The following is a 16,359-nucleotide window of genomic DNA, read 5'->3' as shown; positions in this document are numbered from 1 at the left end:
TTTTCTCTTAAAATCTTTTGTATAACTTATTACCCAATCATTTTGTTGTGTGATTTGAACGACTTTTTGATTGGGATATATATTTTCCTTCAGCAAAGGTATAAAAGAGTATGGTAGCCGATTGTTCCCACCAGTTATTTCATATAGTTTTAGATTTTCTGTTAACAAAATGATTACTTCTCTTAATATATAATTTCTCTCAAAAAATTTTTATTTTTTTAACAGGCTCTTTTCGTAAACATTGTTGCTTTTGAATAATCAAGGATAACTTTCGTTTTTTTTGTATAATTGATACATAAGTTTTTAAGCAGTAGCAAAGAGGGAGAGAATGCAATGTTACAATCACTTATTTTTGATATGGATGGGACTCTATTTCAAACAGATAAAATATTAGAGTTGTCACTTGATGATACTTTTAACCATTTACGGTCACTAAATTTATGGGATACAATCACGCCTATTGATAAATACCGTGAAATAATGGGTGTACCTTTACCTAAAGTTTGGGAAGCTTTGTTACCTAACCACTCCAATGAGGTAAGAAAACAAACTGATGTCTATTTTCTAAAAAGGTTAATTGAAAACATAAGAAGCGGAAAAGGGGCTTTATATCCAAATGTAAAGGAAATTTTCAGTTACTTAAAAGAAAATAATTATTCAATTTACATAGCGAGCAATGGATTAGTGGAATATTTACAAGAAATTGTGAGTTATTATCGTTTGAATAGTTGGGTTACTGAAACCTTTAGTATTCAACAAATCCAAACACTCAATAAAGGTGATTTAGTCAAAAAAATCATAAAAAAATACGAAATCACACATGCAGCAGTGGTTGGCGACCGTCTATCTGATATAAATGCAGCTAAAGATAATGGGTTAATTGCAATTGGATGTAACTTTAATTTTGCACAAGAAGATGAACTAGCTCAGGCTGATTTTGTAATAGATGACTTAATTGAGCTAAAAACCACATTACCAAAGATTGAAAACATCGCATCTTATTAACGAAATGTAGCTTTAATAGGATAAGAATTTAGCCGTTTCTTTAATGAAATGGCTATTTTTTATATCTCACGCAAATATTTTACTGTGATGCTATTTGAGTTTTGACAAGCACTGAGGAGCATTTGATTAATCCGTTCTTTATCTTCAATTTTCTTGCTTTTTTGAAGAAAGCCTTTTAATAAAATGGTTATTTATTTAAATAATACAGTCTAAATGATAAATAAGTAGCAAAGATAGTCCATATAGCATAAGGAATTAATAATACAGAGGCTAACAACGAATAGGGTAAAGTCAATATGATTAATAATACTGCTGTAATTGCCACAATTAAACAATCTAATGCTGCTAAATCAAGTCTCTTTAATTTAAATTGAAAAAAACTAAATGCCTGGTTACTTATATAATTTAAGATCCAGACAAGCATATAAATAACTGAAGTATTTTTTAGACCAACTTTGTACTCTACTATAGCGAGTGACAGTGCAATTAATAGATAGAGCACTCCCCATACGATTCCAAATAATTTACTAGGTGGAGTCAATACAGGTTTTTTCAACTTGCTATACCATTTAAGATCGATTGGAAATAAGATCCCAGACAATGAAAATAACATTAACGCGAAAATAAATGTAAAAATTGCGCTCACTTTCGTACCTCCCTATACTTGTACTCTACCAATTTATATGTTTTATTTTATTATTTAGTATTAAAAAAAAAGAGTACTTTATTAAATACTCTTTTTTAGGTATTAAAACATTATTTTCAACTTAACCGATTACAAACTCCTATCGTATTGTTACATTTATAGGCTTTATATCTAACGAAACGTTTACAACACTATAATCATCTTTTTGACCATCCTTATACGTCCAGTACCCATTCGTTTCAGCTGTTTTTCTAAATGATAGTTCAAATCCTTTATCATCATTAAAACTATAGCTATGTACTTCTTTTGTTTGAGCATTATCAACTAAATTATATGCTAAGAAATTTTTTAACAACCCATGTGGAGAAAATACTCCTGTGTACGGTGCTACTTTTGAGTCATAATATTCGAATCCTTTTGTCGTTGACTTTAAGTTGCTCACGCTTACCTCATTCGTTAATAAATTTACATGATCTCCAGGTGAAATAACTGACACAATAACATTGTTATACTTATTTGGGAGATTTTTACTTGTCTTTACTTTCGATAAATCAATGACAGTTAATCCACCACGTCCAACTACATCGACTTGATGCTTTTTGTTATTAACAATCATAGCCGTGTCTTCATCTACCCCATAAGCTAATTGATTTTTCTTTCCTTTTTCATTTGCTGTAACAATTAAACGTCCTAACCTAGCTTTCTTATCAAAATGCTGATCGACAATTCCATCTTGAAAGAAATTCAATCCTTTTTCTAAGTAAACTGGTCCACCTTCCTGTTGTTCCATATCATTATAAGACTTTGTAAATCCATATCTCAAAGCCCCATAACTGTCTCCTCCAGCTATCATCGTATTGCTCATAATAGCTGCACCTGCACTTGTTCCACCTATAACCGCACCATTTTCATAAATCTTCCAGATGGCATCTAAAACTTTTGAGTTTGAACCATTTTCGTTTAATAAAGATGAAGTAATTAATGTCTGGTCCCCACCTACAAACCAGATACAATTTAATTTACTTATCTTTTTAACTAACTGATCATCGTTCATATTGTTAATCCATTGCTTTTCGTCTATTGGAGTACCTTTAAAATCATGATTAGAAATTGGTAGAATCTCAATAGAATCTTTTTTAACTCCATATTTAATTAAATCTTTTGTAAAATCATTCGATGAAGTCAGTTTTGTACTCGCCGCAGGGATGATTCCAACTTTTGCATTTTCAGGTCCTCCTGCAAGTTCAATTAGTTTATTATAAACTGCACTATTACTGCTTCCCAACGCTCCACCGACAATGACTAAATTTCCTTTTATAGATTCTTCGCTAGTATGATTAGATACATTAAAATCTGACTTCTTAAAGTCAAATTCGGAATCTTGTTCACTAAATACTAATTTTTTAGGATGAATATCCATCGTTACATTTTGAATAGAATAATCATCTTTTTGTCCATCAGTATAATTCCAGTAACCATTTGTATCATTTGATTTTCGAAAAACGATTTCGTATCCTCTGCCTTCTTTATCATATAAATATGATTTTATTGCCTGCGATGATTCGTTATCAACAAGCGAATATGCTAGATAATCTTTTAACTTTCCATAAGGAGTTAGTAGCCCTGTGTTTGGTAATGCTTTAAAAGAGTAATACTCATATCCTTTTGTTTCATATTTATCTTTAGAAAAGTCAATCGTATTCGAATTAAAATGGATTTTGTCACCTTGAGCTAAATAGCTAATTTTAATATTTTCTAAATTTCCATTTCTTTTTGCTTCATTTACATCGATAACTGATACACCACTACGACCTATAACTTCTATTGTTTTTTCTTTGTTGCTTACAACCATTGCAGTATCTTCGTCAATTCCATAAGCAAGATTCCCAGTATTTTCATACTTGATTGCTGTAATTGCTAATCTAGCAAAACGAGCTCTTTCATCCATATGTTGATCAACTAAACCATTTTGAAAGAAACCTAGTCCTTTTTCAACTGACAGAGGTTCATACTCTTTACCTACTCCTTGGTTTTGATTTTTTTCATAGTATCCCTTTAATGCACCAAGGCTATCTCCACCTGTAATCATCGTATTGCTCATTATTGCAGCTCCAGCGCTTGTCCCACCAATAACTGCACCATTTCGATAGATATCCCAGATTTCTTGTAAGACGACTGAATTTTTATCTTCTGATCGTAGTGTATCAACTATACGTTGTTGGTCTCCACCTACGAACCAAATAGCTGTCAGCCCACTTATTTGCTTTGCAATTTCTGAACTATTAGCATGATCCTTCCAATTAGACTCATTTTCATCTGTATCAGAAAAATCATGATTTGATAAAGGTAAAATCTCTACTGATTCTGGACTTACACCATAATTTATTAAATCATGTTTAAAATCTAAAGAAGATTTTAATTTACCGCTAGCAGCAGGAATAATACCAATTTTCGCCTTTTTAGATCCGGCTAATTCAATAAATTTTTCATACACTACTTTATTCGAAGAACCTAACCCACCGCCAACAATAACAAGGTTTCCTTGAATATCTTCTTGTGAACTTTGAGCTCTTACATAAGATAACCCTGATACTGAAAACGTTAAAATAAAACTAACCAAAAATGTAATAAATTTTTTTCTCATTTCTTAACCCCTTTACTTATTTTTTAGCTTACTTCTAAATACAAGCAAGTTTTATACCAAAAATAAGTAGATTGACTAGACAAGGTTTCAATACGATTTATTCAATTTAAAAACTATTTTTGGGTGAATAATTACAACCAATTTTAACCAAATTGTAACTATTTAGAAAACTTAAAGTAATTTATTTTTTATGTTAGCTTTTAGAAAATGCAAGTAGTCAATTCCATTAGTAGTAATCTTCGTACCTGCCCTTCCTCTTCCTTTTGTTATTAAGCCCTTATTCCCCATAATTTCTAATCGTAGTCTTATTTGCTGTGGAGATAAGTATCTTCCTTTTTCCTCACTCGAGCTGGATATAAGATCTCTACTTGCTGCTTTACCTAAATCATTACAGTTCTTTATCGTTTCAAGTATTGTAATAGATTCTTCAATTTCAAGAACACTTGAAGGAAGATTAAATTGATTTGAATCTATTTTTGGGTGTTCTTTGTTCTCAGTATAGTTATAATGAGGAAAGTCATTTCGAGAAATCGTATTTCCCTCGCAAACAGTAAGCATATAATCAATAACTGATTTCAATTCTCGTATATTACCTAACCAATCAAAACCCATTAATTCATTTAAAGCTTCTTCCTCGATCTCAACCCCTTTTCCACTTTTAGCGATAAAGTGATGTACGAGATGCGGTATGTCTGTTCTTCTTGAGCGTAGAGGTGGAATGATGAGATTCAAGACATTTAATCTGTAATACAAATCGGAACGGAATGAGCCGTCTGAGATTTTATGATGGATATCTTTGTTAGTTGCAGCAATGATCCGAACATTAATCGGAATTATTTTTCTGCCACCTATTCTACGAATTTCTTGTTCTTGGAGAACACGAAGTAAATGGGATTGAACATTTAAACTTATGTCACCTATTTCATCTAAGAATATCGTTCCTCCATCAGCAATTTCAAAAAGGCCTTGTTTCCCACCTTTTTTTGCTCCAGTAAAAGTCCCATCTTCATAACCAAATAGTTCACTTTCTAGTAAACTTTCAGTAAATGCACTACAATTAATAGCTAAAAAAGGGCCGTTTTTTCTGTTTGATTGTTTATGGATTGCGTGTGCAAAAAGCTCTTTACCTGTACCTGTTTCACCTTGAATTAAAATTGGATGCTCAGCTTTTGCAAGTTTTGTTGCGATCCGTTTACATTCTAAAATTGTGTCATCCTCACCAATAATATCCGCAAAGTCATATCTTGCATAAAACCCTTGCTTTCTAAATTCTCTCTGCGCTGTTTTTTCGATTTCAAATGCTTGATTAACGCTCTTAAAAGTAGCAACGATCCGATCATCTTCATGACTATACGTCCGGTAGATAACAATATCAATATTGTCTATTGAAAAGAATTTAGACTCATCTGAACCATTTAAAATAAAGTCTCTTATTTTTCCCTCCTTAATAATCTCGTCTATATATTTACCTTCATAGCTACTTTTAGTTAATTTAAACAACTTGTTTATCCGATCATTTAGCACCGTTATTCTTTTATATCCATCAATCGCTAAAATTCCATCATCAACCGTATTTACAACACTTTGGATATGTCTATTTACTTTCTTTACACTTTGCTTTGCATTGAAAAGTTCTCTATGTAATTCAATAATATTGCGTAAATATTTTTCTGAAATTAATGTTGCTATATTATCGTTAAAATGAAAATATTCTACAATGTGTAAAATTGTAGAGATATCAAAAAGTCTTACGCCTATATCCAATACATGTTTTATATATGACGGACTTAAATGAGTTTCACCAGGTGAAACCGAAAGATTAATATCTGGATAATATTGTTGATCACTTTTAAATGGAAAATACTCCAAATGATTAATCCCCAATTGGTACAAGGACTGAATAAGTTCGACTGTTGAATGAAAATCATCATTTACTACAAGAACTTTTGTCCCCTCCTCAATTCTCAATAATTTGTCAACATTTTCATGATTAAGTGTTCTTTTCCCAACTATGAATTGATTAGCACTTAATTGTGCAAATTTTTCAGTTTCAGCTTTTACTGCTTCAGAAGAAAAAAGTATAAGATCATCTTTAAATGCTTTATGTTCTCCCTCGTCAATTGCATATGAGTTAATCGTTATGTATTCTTCTAGTAATTGCGTAAGTTGATTAGACAAAGCTTGTCTTGTTTTTGAACTACCTGTTATCAATGTTAGTGAATTTTTCATCTATAATTTCTCTCCATATATGATAAAATTGGTTTTATTATAACACTAAATAAACCAAAAAGAACCAATTAATCAGAAGAATCTATCAAATTTTCTTAAAAATAAGACATTTAAAGTTGGCACAAAACTTGCTTATAGAATGTTATAGCAATTTTAATAGATTTTGAGAATTCAAATTTGGGAGGGAATAGTTGGAAGCGTTTTATTTATCAAATTCTATTCTAATTAATTAGCTACTTAATTATCAAAAGGAGATGAACTTATGTCACAAATTCAAGCAAATAAAATGGCACCTAAGACAAAAGTGATGAAAGAACGTAAAATTAATGTTTTTGCATTACTTTTAGTAATTCTATTAATTGCGACAGCCCTTACTTACGTATTACCTACTGGGGAATACGCCCATATCGACGTTGACGGACATTCATCAGTCGATCCGAATTCATTTAAATCAATCGCTGCTACACCAGTTGGGCTCTTCGATATGGTAAAAGCCATTCATTCTGGTATGGTAGAAGCGGGTAATATTATTTTCTTCGTTTTAATAATTGGAGGTTTTTTTGGTGTATTAAGTGCTACTGGCACAATTGAAGTCTTAATCTCAACAATGGCTAGAAACCTTGCTACTAGAGAAAAGTTATTAATCCCTATTATGATGCTGTTCTTTGCAGTTGGAGGCTCATTAATGGGAATGGCTGAAGAAACTTTAGCTTATATTCCTCTTCTAGTTCCGTTAGCACTTGCTTTAGGATTTGACACTATGACAGGTACTGCAATCGTATTAGTTGGTGCATCAGCAGGATTTACAACAGCAATTATGAATCCGTTTACAGTTGGTATTGCTCAAGGAATCGCAGAACTTCCTACATTTTCTGGTATGGGCTTTAGACTTGTCCTATTTGTAGTTGTATATTTAGTATCTGTTATTTTTATTTATCGATATGCTATGAAAGTAAAGAAAAATCCTAACATGGGATTCTATGGAAAATATTCAATTGAACAAACTAACGATCTATTAACTTCTAAAGCTAAATTATCTTCTAGACATAAATGGATTTTAACTGCTTTTCTTGTAAACTATATTATTTTAGCTTTTGGCGTTATTAAATATCAATGGTACATTACTGAAATTGCTTCTTTATTTATTATTTTAACGATTGCAATTGGAATAATTGGAAAATTATCAATCGATGACGTTGTTAAATCATTTACTGGGGGATCTGCTTCTTTAATTAATGGTGCTCTTATTATAGGTGTTTCCCGTGCAATTCTAGTTGTTTTAAATCAAGGTCATATTGTTGATCCAATGCTTCACGGAATATCGGAGGTCATTAAACATATCCCTGCCTCATTAAGTGTAATTGGGATGTATAATTTCCAAGCAGCTATTCACTTTATTTTAGCTTCAGGTAGCGGTCATGCCGCGTTAACAATGCCAATAATGGCCCCACTTGCTGATCTAATTGGAATTACGCGACAAACTGCTGTACTATCATTTTCTTTTGCTGATGGTATTGGTAATATTATTTTCCCAACAGCAGGAACTTTAATGGCAGGTTTAGCAATTGCAGGTATCCCTTGGACGAAATGGGCGAAATGGATTTTCCCATTAGTATTCGTTCAATATTTAATTGGTTTAATTGCTGTTGTTATCGCACATTTAATGAACTACGGTCCTTTTTAATGAATTAACAAAGGATTTAGGAGGAGAAAAAAGTTGTTAACCTTAATTAAAAACGGTCAAGTATACACACCACACTCTATTGGCAGAAAAGATATACTTTTAGCAGGTGGAAAAATTGAAATGATAGCAGATCATATCTCCATTCCACCAGACTTTCTTTCCTGTGATGTGATAGATGCCTCCAACTCTTTTGTTGTACCAGGTTTTATTGATTCACACGTACATATCATTGGAGGTGGTGGTGAAGGCGGATATAAAACTCGTACTCCAGAACTAATGCTTACTAATGTTACTACTGCCGGTGTTACTACAGTAGTTGGTGTATTAGGTACAGACGGTACAACAAGAACGATGGAGAATTTACTTGCAAAAGCACGTGGTTTAGAAGAAGAAGGGATTACTTGTTATATTCACACGGGTTCTTATCAAATTCCTGTAAAGACACTAACAGAATCGATTCAAAGCGATATTATTTTAATTGATAAGATTATTGGAGTTGGTGAAATTGCTATTGCAGACCACCGTTCCTCAGAACCAACTATTGAAGAACTTGCAAAGATCGCATCTGCAGCACGAAATGGAGGAATTTTATCTGGAAAGGCTGGCATCTTAGAAATTCATGTTGGAGATGGCAAAGATAAGCTTTCACTTCTCCATCAACTAGTTGAACAGACGAATATTCCAATCCGTCAGTTCCACCCTACTCATATAAATCGGAATGAAGAATTGTTTAAAGCTGGTATTGATTACGCACTTAAAGGTGGTTTTGTAGATTTTACTACAAGCACGATCCCTCAGTTTTTAGAAGAAGGCGAAGTAAAGTGTAGCAAGGGACTCCGTGTTATGCTAGAAGAAGGGGTTCCGATTGAGAACATAACTTTTTCATCCGATGGCCAGGCAAGTCTTCCCTTTTTTGATACAAATGGAGACTATCTGGGACTTCAAATAGGAAAAATTTCATCCCTATATCAAGAAGTAAGAGATGGCGTAATTGATGAAGGAATCCCATTAGAAGTAGCATTACAAGTAATTACTTCTAACCCTGCACAAGTGCTAAAACTACCACACAAAGGTAATATAAAACCTGGTAACGATGCTGATATCGTCATATTAAATCAAGATACTTTAGAAATTGAAACAGTAATTGCACTTGGGAAAAAGATGGTTGAAGAAGGTATTCCAGTTGTAAAAGGCACTTTTGAATAACACATTTCAGGAGGAATTAATGATGAAGATGAAGTACAAGTTTAAGATTTCAATCGTATTATCATTAGTTTTAGTATTTTCGTTAGTTTTTGGAACTTCTTTCTTACGATCTGAAAGAAGCGTTGAAGCTGCAGCTGCACCAAAAGTATTTTTAATGGGTGGTGCAATTGATGATAATAATGCCGAAATTTACAATGCACTAAAAGCTGCAACTGGCAAAACCAACCCAGTAGTTGCAATTGTATGTAGTGCAGCTGCTGACTACGCAACTGCATTAGACGCATACACTAATGATATAACTGGTCACTTATCGTATAAAAATTTATTTACTAAGTATGGCTTTACACCAGTATTTATTCCTGTAGCAGTTGATAACTATACAACCGAAGCTTATAAACAAAGTAATATTGATCTAATTAACACAGCAGATGTTATATTCTTTAACGGTGGTGATCAGTCCCGTCATGTAAGAAGTTTACTAAAAGACGATGGAACTCCTACCCCACTTTTTGCAGCTATCCAACAAAGAGCAACAGCTGGAGCTATTATTTCTGGTACAAGTGCTGGAACTGCTGTTCAAAGTCCGAAAACATACGGTGAAGGTGTCAGTTATGGATACCTATACTACAATCGTTTATTATCTAAAAAAATCAGTGACGTCTCACTAGCTGATACTTCTTATCCCGATAACGGTGGCTATACAACAGGTTTTGGTTTTGTAAACGCTGCCATTGATACTCATTTCGATGCAAGAGGTCGAATCGGTCGTATTCTTTTAGCTGAAAGAGACTTAGGTCAAAAAGTAGGCTATGGAATTGATGAAAACACAGCACTTTATTTAAACGGTTCTACTGGTAAAGTTTATGGTGAACATGGCGTTTTCATAGTAGACTCAACAAATGCAACTTACGGAACTGCTTCATCTTTTACTGCAAATAATGTAAAAGTAAGTTATTTAACAACTGGTGATACTTATAATACGAGCACGAAATCAATTACATCATCTAAATCATTGATTACAACACCATACTATTCAACGATTCGAGATTCTTCGGATATATTTTCAGCATATGAAACTACTACAACAATTACAAGATTGGTAGATACAAATGTTTCTTATTTGTATGGTGATAGTTATGAATCAGGTCCTAAATTTACATTAAAGTTTTTAAAAGACGCAAACACAAAAGGATACTATAGCAGTAGTAAATATACTGTTAGTAATGTTGTACTGAATGTAAGTTACTAACTTTAAAGAAAGAAAAAGAAGATTTACGCACAGTAAATCTTCTTTTTCTTTCCCTCTAAGCATTTCAAATGAATTGTTCGGTCTTCTCCTCATTTGAAGATAAACCTTATTTTAATCTACACCTCAATATAATTCATTCTATACGAATAGATAAATCAAAATAGGTTAATCTATCTTTGTTTAGGTCTGGTTATAAGGAGAATCGATAATGAAAATAGGGATTATTGGGAATGGTCAAATCGGGAATGTTATTGCAAATAGATTGGTAACGTACAAACATGAAATTACATTTGGAGTTAGGAATTTAGAAAGTAATCAAAAGGTTAATCCTATTTTTAATTATGTGGAAACAAAAAATATTGCAATGAACAACGAGCTAATTATTCTTGCTGTACCAGGTAATGCTGTAGAAAGTGCAGTTAAAAATATCATAGAAATAGATGGGAAAATAGTAATTGATTTGACTAACCCTATCGGTGAGGGTTTAAAGTTAACAAGAGGTACTACTACTTCAAATGCTGAAGAGATACAAAAATTAATACCAAAAGCAAAGGTCGTTAAAACATTAAATACAGTTGGACTAGAAAAAATGATTGATCCAACGGTTAATGGAGAAAAAATAACTATGCTTATTGCAGGCGATCATGATGATGCTAATTTAAAAGTGTCCAACCTAATTGCAGAATTTGGTTTTGATCCGTTAATAGTTGGTAAACTTTATTTCTCAAGGTATTTAGAGCCTTTTGCAATGATTTGGATTGAAATGGTTAGAGTACAAGGGATGAATCCAAATACAGGAATAAAATGGATGCGTTAATGTAAATTAGAATTTGTAAGGAGAAATGAGTCGCTTTTATTAAAAACGACTCATTTTTTTTATGTAATAATGTAATTGGATGTGATCTGGAAACAACTTCATTAATAAAGTTATCATACTTTTATAGTTAACTTCACAAAAAAAGTTATCCAATCTTCTTTTAGTTCAACCCAGATCCTTCCTTTATGAAGTTCAACAATTCGTTTGGATATAGCAAGTCCTAAGCCAGCACTACCTTCACTTTTTCTTGAGGAATCTTCACGATAAAATTTTTCAAAAAATCGTTCAAGACTATCTGGATTTACATTTATTCCTTGATTCGATATCGAAAGTAGTACTTCATTAGCTTTTTGGGTTAGACTTACTTTTATAGTTGAAGGTTTAACACTATATTTCATAGCATTCATAAATAGGTTATCAAAAACTCTAACCATTTTTTCAACATCAATATTAATTTCAATATCTTCTGCAATGGACTCCTTTTTGATGTTTAATCCTTCTTTTTGAAAAATAGGTATATTCTCACCTATTATTTGTTCAATCAACTGACTTAAATCAACTTTTTGTTTTGATAGAATAATATCTGGACTAGATAACCTCGTAAATTCAAAAAGTTCATTGATTAAATTCTTTAAATCATGCGATTTTGTATAGATTGTATTCAAGTACTCGTCTAATTCATTTTCATTCTTGTATTCTCTATTCTTCAACAAATTACTATATCCTATTATTGAAGTTAGTGGCGTTCTTAAATCATGTGAAACACTAGTTATCAATTCATTTTTGACATTTTCAATATGACGTTCATTTTTAAATTTTCGTTCTAACTCCTTAGACATTGTATTAATATTTAAACTCAACTGAGTCAATTCGTCTCGCCCTTTTAACTCAATCACCGCTCCAAGTTTACCTTGAGAAATTAATTGAACAGTACGTGAAATTTCTTTTAAATAAAGAATCTTTTTTCTAATTAGTAATAGAAAACTAATAATGAAACTTAATATGATAATGATAAAAGTTGGAATAATAACGAGATTATACTGTAATGAATTTAGCATATTCTGATGAGAAACAATATAAGGCCCTATAAAAATTTGTGAGATAAGAATTGTTACAATTAAAGAAACACCGAAACTAATTGTGATAGCTACTAATAACTTAATACTAATTCTTTGCCAGATATGAATTAAATTCTTCATACTTTGTATCCAATTCCCCAAACTGTTTTAATATAGATTGGATGCTTAGGATCATCTTCAATTTTTTCTCTAATATTTGTTATATGAACCATTACAGTATTATCAGATTTTAAAAAGTCTTCTTTCCATATTGCTTCATAAATCTTACTAACACTTAGTACGATTCCTTTATTTCGAACTAGTAATTCTAATATATCAAACTCTTTTGGTGTTAGTCTCTTTTCTTTATTTCTTATCCAAACTTGCCTTGTCTCTGTATTCACTTGCAAGTCTCCAAAAGCTAATACTATTTCATCATTCTTTTGTACATTATTATATTTTTTATATCTTCTAAGCTGAGATTTTACTCTAGCGATCAATTCAAGTGGATTAAATGGTTTTGTTAGATAATCATCTGCACCCGAGCTTAAACCTTGTATTTTGTCTAGATCTTCAGATTTTGCCGAAAGCATAATGATCGGTAATGTCCTTTCCTCTCGTATCTTTATGCAAGCTTCTATTCCATCAATTTTCGGGAGCATAATATCTAATATAATCAAATCAAAATCTTCATCTTTTAAAAGTTCAAGAGCTTCCTCTGCATCGTTTGCTAAAGTAGTAGAAAACCCTTCATTTTCAAGATATATTGAAATTAATTTTTTGATTTTTTCATCATCATCTACAACTAATATTTTACTTATCAAGTTTTACTACACCTTTCAAATAAATGCACTTTATTTTAATTATTGCAACTTAATACATATGCCGGTGGCAAATTTCTATATTCCCTTTTAATAGCAATATTTTTAAAGTAGGTATTAATAAATTTCATTTTTCTTTGAGTATATTGGAATGTCACAAATTTCCCTTGATCTGCGAGTATCTTTTTAGTGTTTAATAAAATAGTTTTCGATACGTTTAAAGGTAGACTAGTAAATGGCAGTCCAGAGATGACATAATCGACATTGTCTATACCAAACTCTTCTAAATACTTCATAATACTTTCCGCACTATCATTAATAATCGTTACGCTATGATTATCACCAAACTTTCTAATTAAATCATTATAAAACTTATCATTTTTTTCTACTAAAATAATTTTGGTAGTTGGCAATTTTAGCTTAAGTAATTTTTCAGTAAAAACTCCTGTACCTGGACCGTATTCAATAATTGTATTGGCTGTCTTAAAATTAATATCATCTAACATTTTTTCAGCCAAAAACGATGAACTTGGCATTAATGCCCCAACAGTTCTTGGTCGTAATATATATTGACATAGAAATAATAATTTTTTCATAAACTTACCCTCCAAATAATTAACTTTTTATGATGAAATCATATTAAAATAAATTTCTGAAGAAAAAGTCACTAAATTTCTTAAGAATTTTAAAGACGGCTAAATTCAAACTTAATGATTAGAAATGGATATATGTTCCCAATAATACATACCATAGTGCATAAAAAGTGTTACTTAACAAAACAATCATAATGTACGGTCTATACCTCATTCCCGATGCAGATGAAATTAAACAAGCAGCATCAGTAGGGCATGTAGGAACTGCACCTAAAATAAAAAGCATCCAATATTGGTTTTTCTTTATTCTTTGTCCTATTTTTGGATGTTTGTTTAAGAAGTTTTCATACCATTTTGACTTATTTATTCTTTTACCAATGATGAAAATGATACTTTCTGTGATGAACATCGATCCTAGTGAAAATAATAAGACAATCCACGGATTAAAAAGAAAAATACCAGTCAGTAAAAATAAAGAACTTGGTATCATTAATACAAACCTTAAAGAAAAAATAACAAAGTATATTAAAAGAGCATAGTCTTGTCTATTTGTTATAAATTGAATTAATTCATTCTTAGAAAATGGTATGATTCCTAATTCATATAGACAAACTAAAAGAATACTCCAACTGGTCAATAAAGTGATGACACGATATTTCACTTTCTTTCCTCATTTCATGGTTTATAATTAAGCATTCCTATTTTCGTCTAAACTTATTAACTTTTCCAATACTTTTTTATGAATAATTCTTAAGAAATCATAAAGAATTTTTAAAAATTTTTTTGCCTGTTATGATTATGTATATCAATTTTTAGATTGGAAAAATTAATAGAGGTAGTTTTAAGTTATAAGTAGATTGTAGGTGTTTATTATTAGCACAAATATCCCTAAGACCTTAGTTGCTTTAGTCTTTCTGATTTTATGGGAACTCCTAATGAGTCAGTCACAAGGACTATATGAAACAATGCATTGGGTTATCATCATAAGTGTAATTGGAATTTCATGTATATTATTTTTAGAAAACCGGAATCCTCAAAGCACTATTTCCTGGTTATTATTACTCTCCCTAGCTCCTACTTTCGGCGTTATATTATACGTTCTATTTGGAAGGTTAAAGAGAAGACGAAAAAAATTAATCAATCATTCAAAGTATAAAATACCTCAAATATCGAGTGAAAAAAATGATAATAAATGGAATACTCTCTCAAAAAAATCTCAAAAATTAAGTACCATCATCGAAAAGTTTACAGGGGTACCTATTAATCAAAATTCAAGTGCTTCATTATTAATTAATGGTGACGAAATGTTTTCAAAACTTAAAGAAGCTCTTCTGGATGCAAAAAACTATATTTATATTCAGTATTACATCTTTCGAGCAGATACAATCGGTAGTGAGTTACTTGACATTTTAAGAATGAAAGTGAATGAAGGTGTTGTAGTTCGCTTATTAGTTGATGGTTTAGGAAGTAAAAGGTTAAAGAAGAAATTACTAAAGAATTTAAGTGCTGCTGGAGTTAAAGTATCCATATTTGATCCTATTACTACATGGTCAGTCGGTACAATAAATTATCGAAACCACAGGAAAATTGTTGTGGTAGATGGAATTAAAGGATTCACTGGAGGTCTAAATGTAGGTGATGAATATCTAGGTAGATCAAAAATTGGTTTTTGGAGAGATACCCATTTATATATAGAAGGAAGTGCCGTTGAAGAGCTTCAAAACTTATTTTTGCAAGATTGGCATTATTCTACATCTGATAATTCAAGTGAAAAAATTCAAGTTAACAGATTAAGTTTTCATGAAAAAAGTGGCCAAAATCTTCAAGTTGAAAAAAATAAGGTTAATGGTGCAATTCAAATTTTCGGAAGTGGACCAGACACGAAGGAACCAACCATGAGGAATGCTTTTCATACCCTTCTTACAATCGCTGAAAACAGCATCTGGCTTGCCACTCCTTATTTCGTTCCAGACCAAGAGATTTTCACGATTTTAAAACTTAAAGCATTGTCTGGATTAGACGTACGGATCATTTATCCGGGAAAAAGTGATAGTATTTTAAGTGATTCAGCATCTAAGTCATATTTCGTACCCCTATTAGAAAGTGGTGTGAAAATTTATACATATAAAAACAATTTCCTTCACTCAAAGGTTTTGTTAATTGATAATGAAATCGCTTCCGTTGGTACTGCTAATTTAGATGTAAGAAGTCTGCATTTAAATTATGAATTAACATCATTTTTATATGAATCAGATACAGTTGATCAAGTGAAACAATCTTTTTTAAACGATTTTTCAGTATCTACTCAGTTAGATGTTAAGGAATTTATTGAACGTAGTTTATTTAAAAAGTTAATTGAATCTCTAACTCGCTTATTATCACCTTTATTGTAATTCAACTCAAGAAA

Annotated in this window: 13 protein-coding genes; 6 read left to right on the top strand and 7 right to left on the bottom strand. The window is 31.4% G+C overall.

The genetic code is table 11. The features are described from left to right. The first annotated feature begins 333 nt into the window (after window positions 1-333). On the top strand, window positions 334-1,005 hold the full coding sequence (locus RAH41_RS01550; protein WP_331220123.1) for an HAD hydrolase-like protein: 672 nt from the start codon (window positions 334-336) through the stop codon (window positions 1,003-1,005). Window positions 1,006-1,192: 187 nt separating this feature from the next. On the opposite strand, the gene RAH41_RS01540 is transcribed toward RAH41_RS01550, so the two are convergent. The 3 genes from RAH41_RS01540 to RAH41_RS01530 form a co-directional block, all read right to left on the bottom strand. Beyond that, entirely contained in the window at window positions 1,193-1,651 is a 459-nt protein-coding gene (locus RAH41_RS01540; RefSeq protein WP_419471545.1) for a TspO/MBR family protein, read from the bottom strand. Between the two features lie 139 nt (window positions 1,652-1,790). Then, the gene (locus RAH41_RS01535) at window positions 1,791-4,295 is read right to left on the bottom strand and encodes a cyanophycinase (protein WP_331220122.1); all 2,505 of its coding nucleotides are present in this window, start codon (window positions 4,293-4,295) and stop codon (window positions 1,791-1,793) included. Between the two features lie 171 nt (window positions 4,296-4,466). After that, window positions 4,467-6,524, bottom strand: coding sequence for a sigma-54 interaction domain-containing protein (locus tag RAH41_RS01530; protein WP_331220121.1), 2,058 nt, complete (start codon window positions 6,522-6,524; stop codon window positions 4,467-4,469). A gap of 262 nt (window positions 6,525-6,786) precedes the next feature. On the opposite strand from RAH41_RS01530, the gene RAH41_RS01525 reads away from it, so the two are divergent. The 4 genes from RAH41_RS01525 (at window position 6,787) to RAH41_RS01510 (ending at window position 11,480) form a co-directional block, all read left to right on the top strand. Continuing rightward, the gene (locus RAH41_RS01525) at window positions 6,787-8,208 is read left to right on the top strand and encodes a C4-dicarboxylate ABC transporter permease (protein WP_331220120.1); all 1,422 of its coding nucleotides are present in this window, start codon (window positions 6,787-6,789) and stop codon (window positions 8,206-8,208) included. Window positions 8,209-8,241: 33 nt separating this feature from the next. Continuing rightward, window positions 8,242-9,414: a beta-aspartyl-peptidase gene (gene iadA, locus RAH41_RS01520; RefSeq protein ID WP_331220119.1), complete on the top strand. Its 1,173-nt coding sequence runs from the start codon at window positions 8,242-8,244 to the stop codon at window positions 9,412-9,414. A gap of 22 nt (window positions 9,415-9,436) precedes the next feature. Continuing rightward, window positions 9,437-10,663 (top strand): cyanophycinase, encoded by a 1,227-nt coding sequence (locus RAH41_RS01515; protein ID WP_331220118.1) that lies wholly within the window; start codon window positions 9,437-9,439, stop codon window positions 10,661-10,663. Between the two features lie 208 nt (window positions 10,664-10,871). Next, a complete protein-coding gene (locus tag RAH41_RS01510; protein WP_331220116.1) occupies window positions 10,872-11,480 on the top strand; it encodes an NADPH-dependent F420 reductase in 609 nt (202 codons plus the stop codon). A 113-nt stretch (window positions 11,481-11,593) separates the two neighbouring features. On the opposite strand, the gene RAH41_RS01505 is transcribed toward RAH41_RS01510, so the two are convergent. The 4 genes from RAH41_RS01505 to RAH41_RS01490 all read right to left on the bottom strand — a co-directional run bounded on the left by RAH41_RS01505 (window position 11,594) and on the right by RAH41_RS01490 (window position 14,613). Then, window positions 11,594-12,679 carry a HAMP domain-containing sensor histidine kinase gene (locus tag RAH41_RS01505; protein ID WP_331220114.1) on the bottom strand — a complete coding sequence of 362 codons (1,086 nt, stop codon included), beginning with the start codon at window positions 12,677-12,679 and terminating at the stop codon, window positions 11,594-11,596. Then, window positions 12,676-13,362, bottom strand: coding sequence for a response regulator transcription factor (locus RAH41_RS01500; protein ID WP_331220113.1), 687 nt, complete (start codon window positions 13,360-13,362; stop codon window positions 12,676-12,678). The genes RAH41_RS01505 and RAH41_RS01500 overlap by 4 nt, the downstream gene beginning before the upstream one ends. Before the next feature lie 35 nt (window positions 13,363-13,397). After that, window positions 13,398-13,955 carry a class I SAM-dependent methyltransferase gene (locus RAH41_RS01495; protein ID WP_331220112.1) on the bottom strand — a complete coding sequence of 186 codons (558 nt, stop codon included), beginning with the start codon at window positions 13,953-13,955 and terminating at the stop codon, window positions 13,398-13,400. A gap of 118 nt (window positions 13,956-14,073) precedes the next feature. Then, a complete protein-coding gene (locus RAH41_RS01490) occupies window positions 14,074-14,613 on the bottom strand; it encodes a TVP38/TMEM64 family protein (protein ID WP_331220111.1) in 540 nt (179 codons plus the stop codon). 274 nt (window positions 14,614-14,887) lie between these two features. Here RAH41_RS01490 and cls point away from each other — a divergent pair, with 274 nt between their 5' ends. Further along, entirely contained in the window at window positions 14,888-16,345 is a 1,458-nt protein-coding gene (cls, locus tag RAH41_RS01485; RefSeq protein WP_331220109.1) for a cardiolipin synthase, read from the top strand. Window positions 16,346-16,359: the final 14 nt, after the last annotated feature.

Source organism: Gottfriedia acidiceleris, from assembly GCF_036421055.1.
GTDB lineage: Bacteria > Bacillota > Bacilli > Bacillales > Bacillaceae_G > Gottfriedia > Gottfriedia acidiceleris_C.
This window is presented reverse-complemented; position numbering and strand designations above follow the sequence as displayed.

What these genes read in the sequence shown, in the direction of transcription:
- RAH41_RS01550 (WP_331220123.1), top strand. Translation starts at nt 334, where the DNA reads ATGTTACAATCACTTATTTTTGATATGGATGGGACTCTATTTCAAACA.
- RAH41_RS01535 (WP_331220122.1), bottom strand. Translation starts at nt 4,295, where the DNA reads ATGAGAAAAAAATTTATTACATTTTTGGTTAGTTTTATTTTAACGTTT.
- RAH41_RS01530 (WP_331220121.1), bottom strand. Translation starts at nt 6,524, where the DNA reads ATGAAAAATTCACTAACATTGATAACAGGTAGTTCAAAAACAAGACAA.
- RAH41_RS01525 (WP_331220120.1), top strand. Translation starts at nt 6,787, where the DNA reads ATGTCACAAATTCAAGCAAATAAAATGGCACCTAAGACAAAAGTGATG.
- RAH41_RS01515 (WP_331220118.1), top strand. Translation starts at nt 9,437, where the DNA reads ATGAAGATGAAGTACAAGTTTAAGATTTCAATCGTATTATCATTAGTT.
- RAH41_RS01510 (WP_331220116.1), top strand. Translation starts at nt 10,872, where the DNA reads ATGAAAATAGGGATTATTGGGAATGGTCAAATCGGGAATGTTATTGCA.
- RAH41_RS01505 (WP_331220114.1), bottom strand. Translation starts at nt 12,679, where the DNA reads ATGAAGAATTTAATTCATATCTGGCAAAGAATTAGTATTAAGTTATTA.
- RAH41_RS01495 (WP_331220112.1), bottom strand. Translation starts at nt 13,955, where the DNA reads ATGAAAAAATTATTATTTCTATGTCAATATATATTACGACCAAGAACT.
- cls (WP_331220109.1), top strand. Translation starts at nt 14,888, where the DNA reads ATGAGTCAGTCACAAGGACTATATGAAACAATGCATTGGGTTATCATC.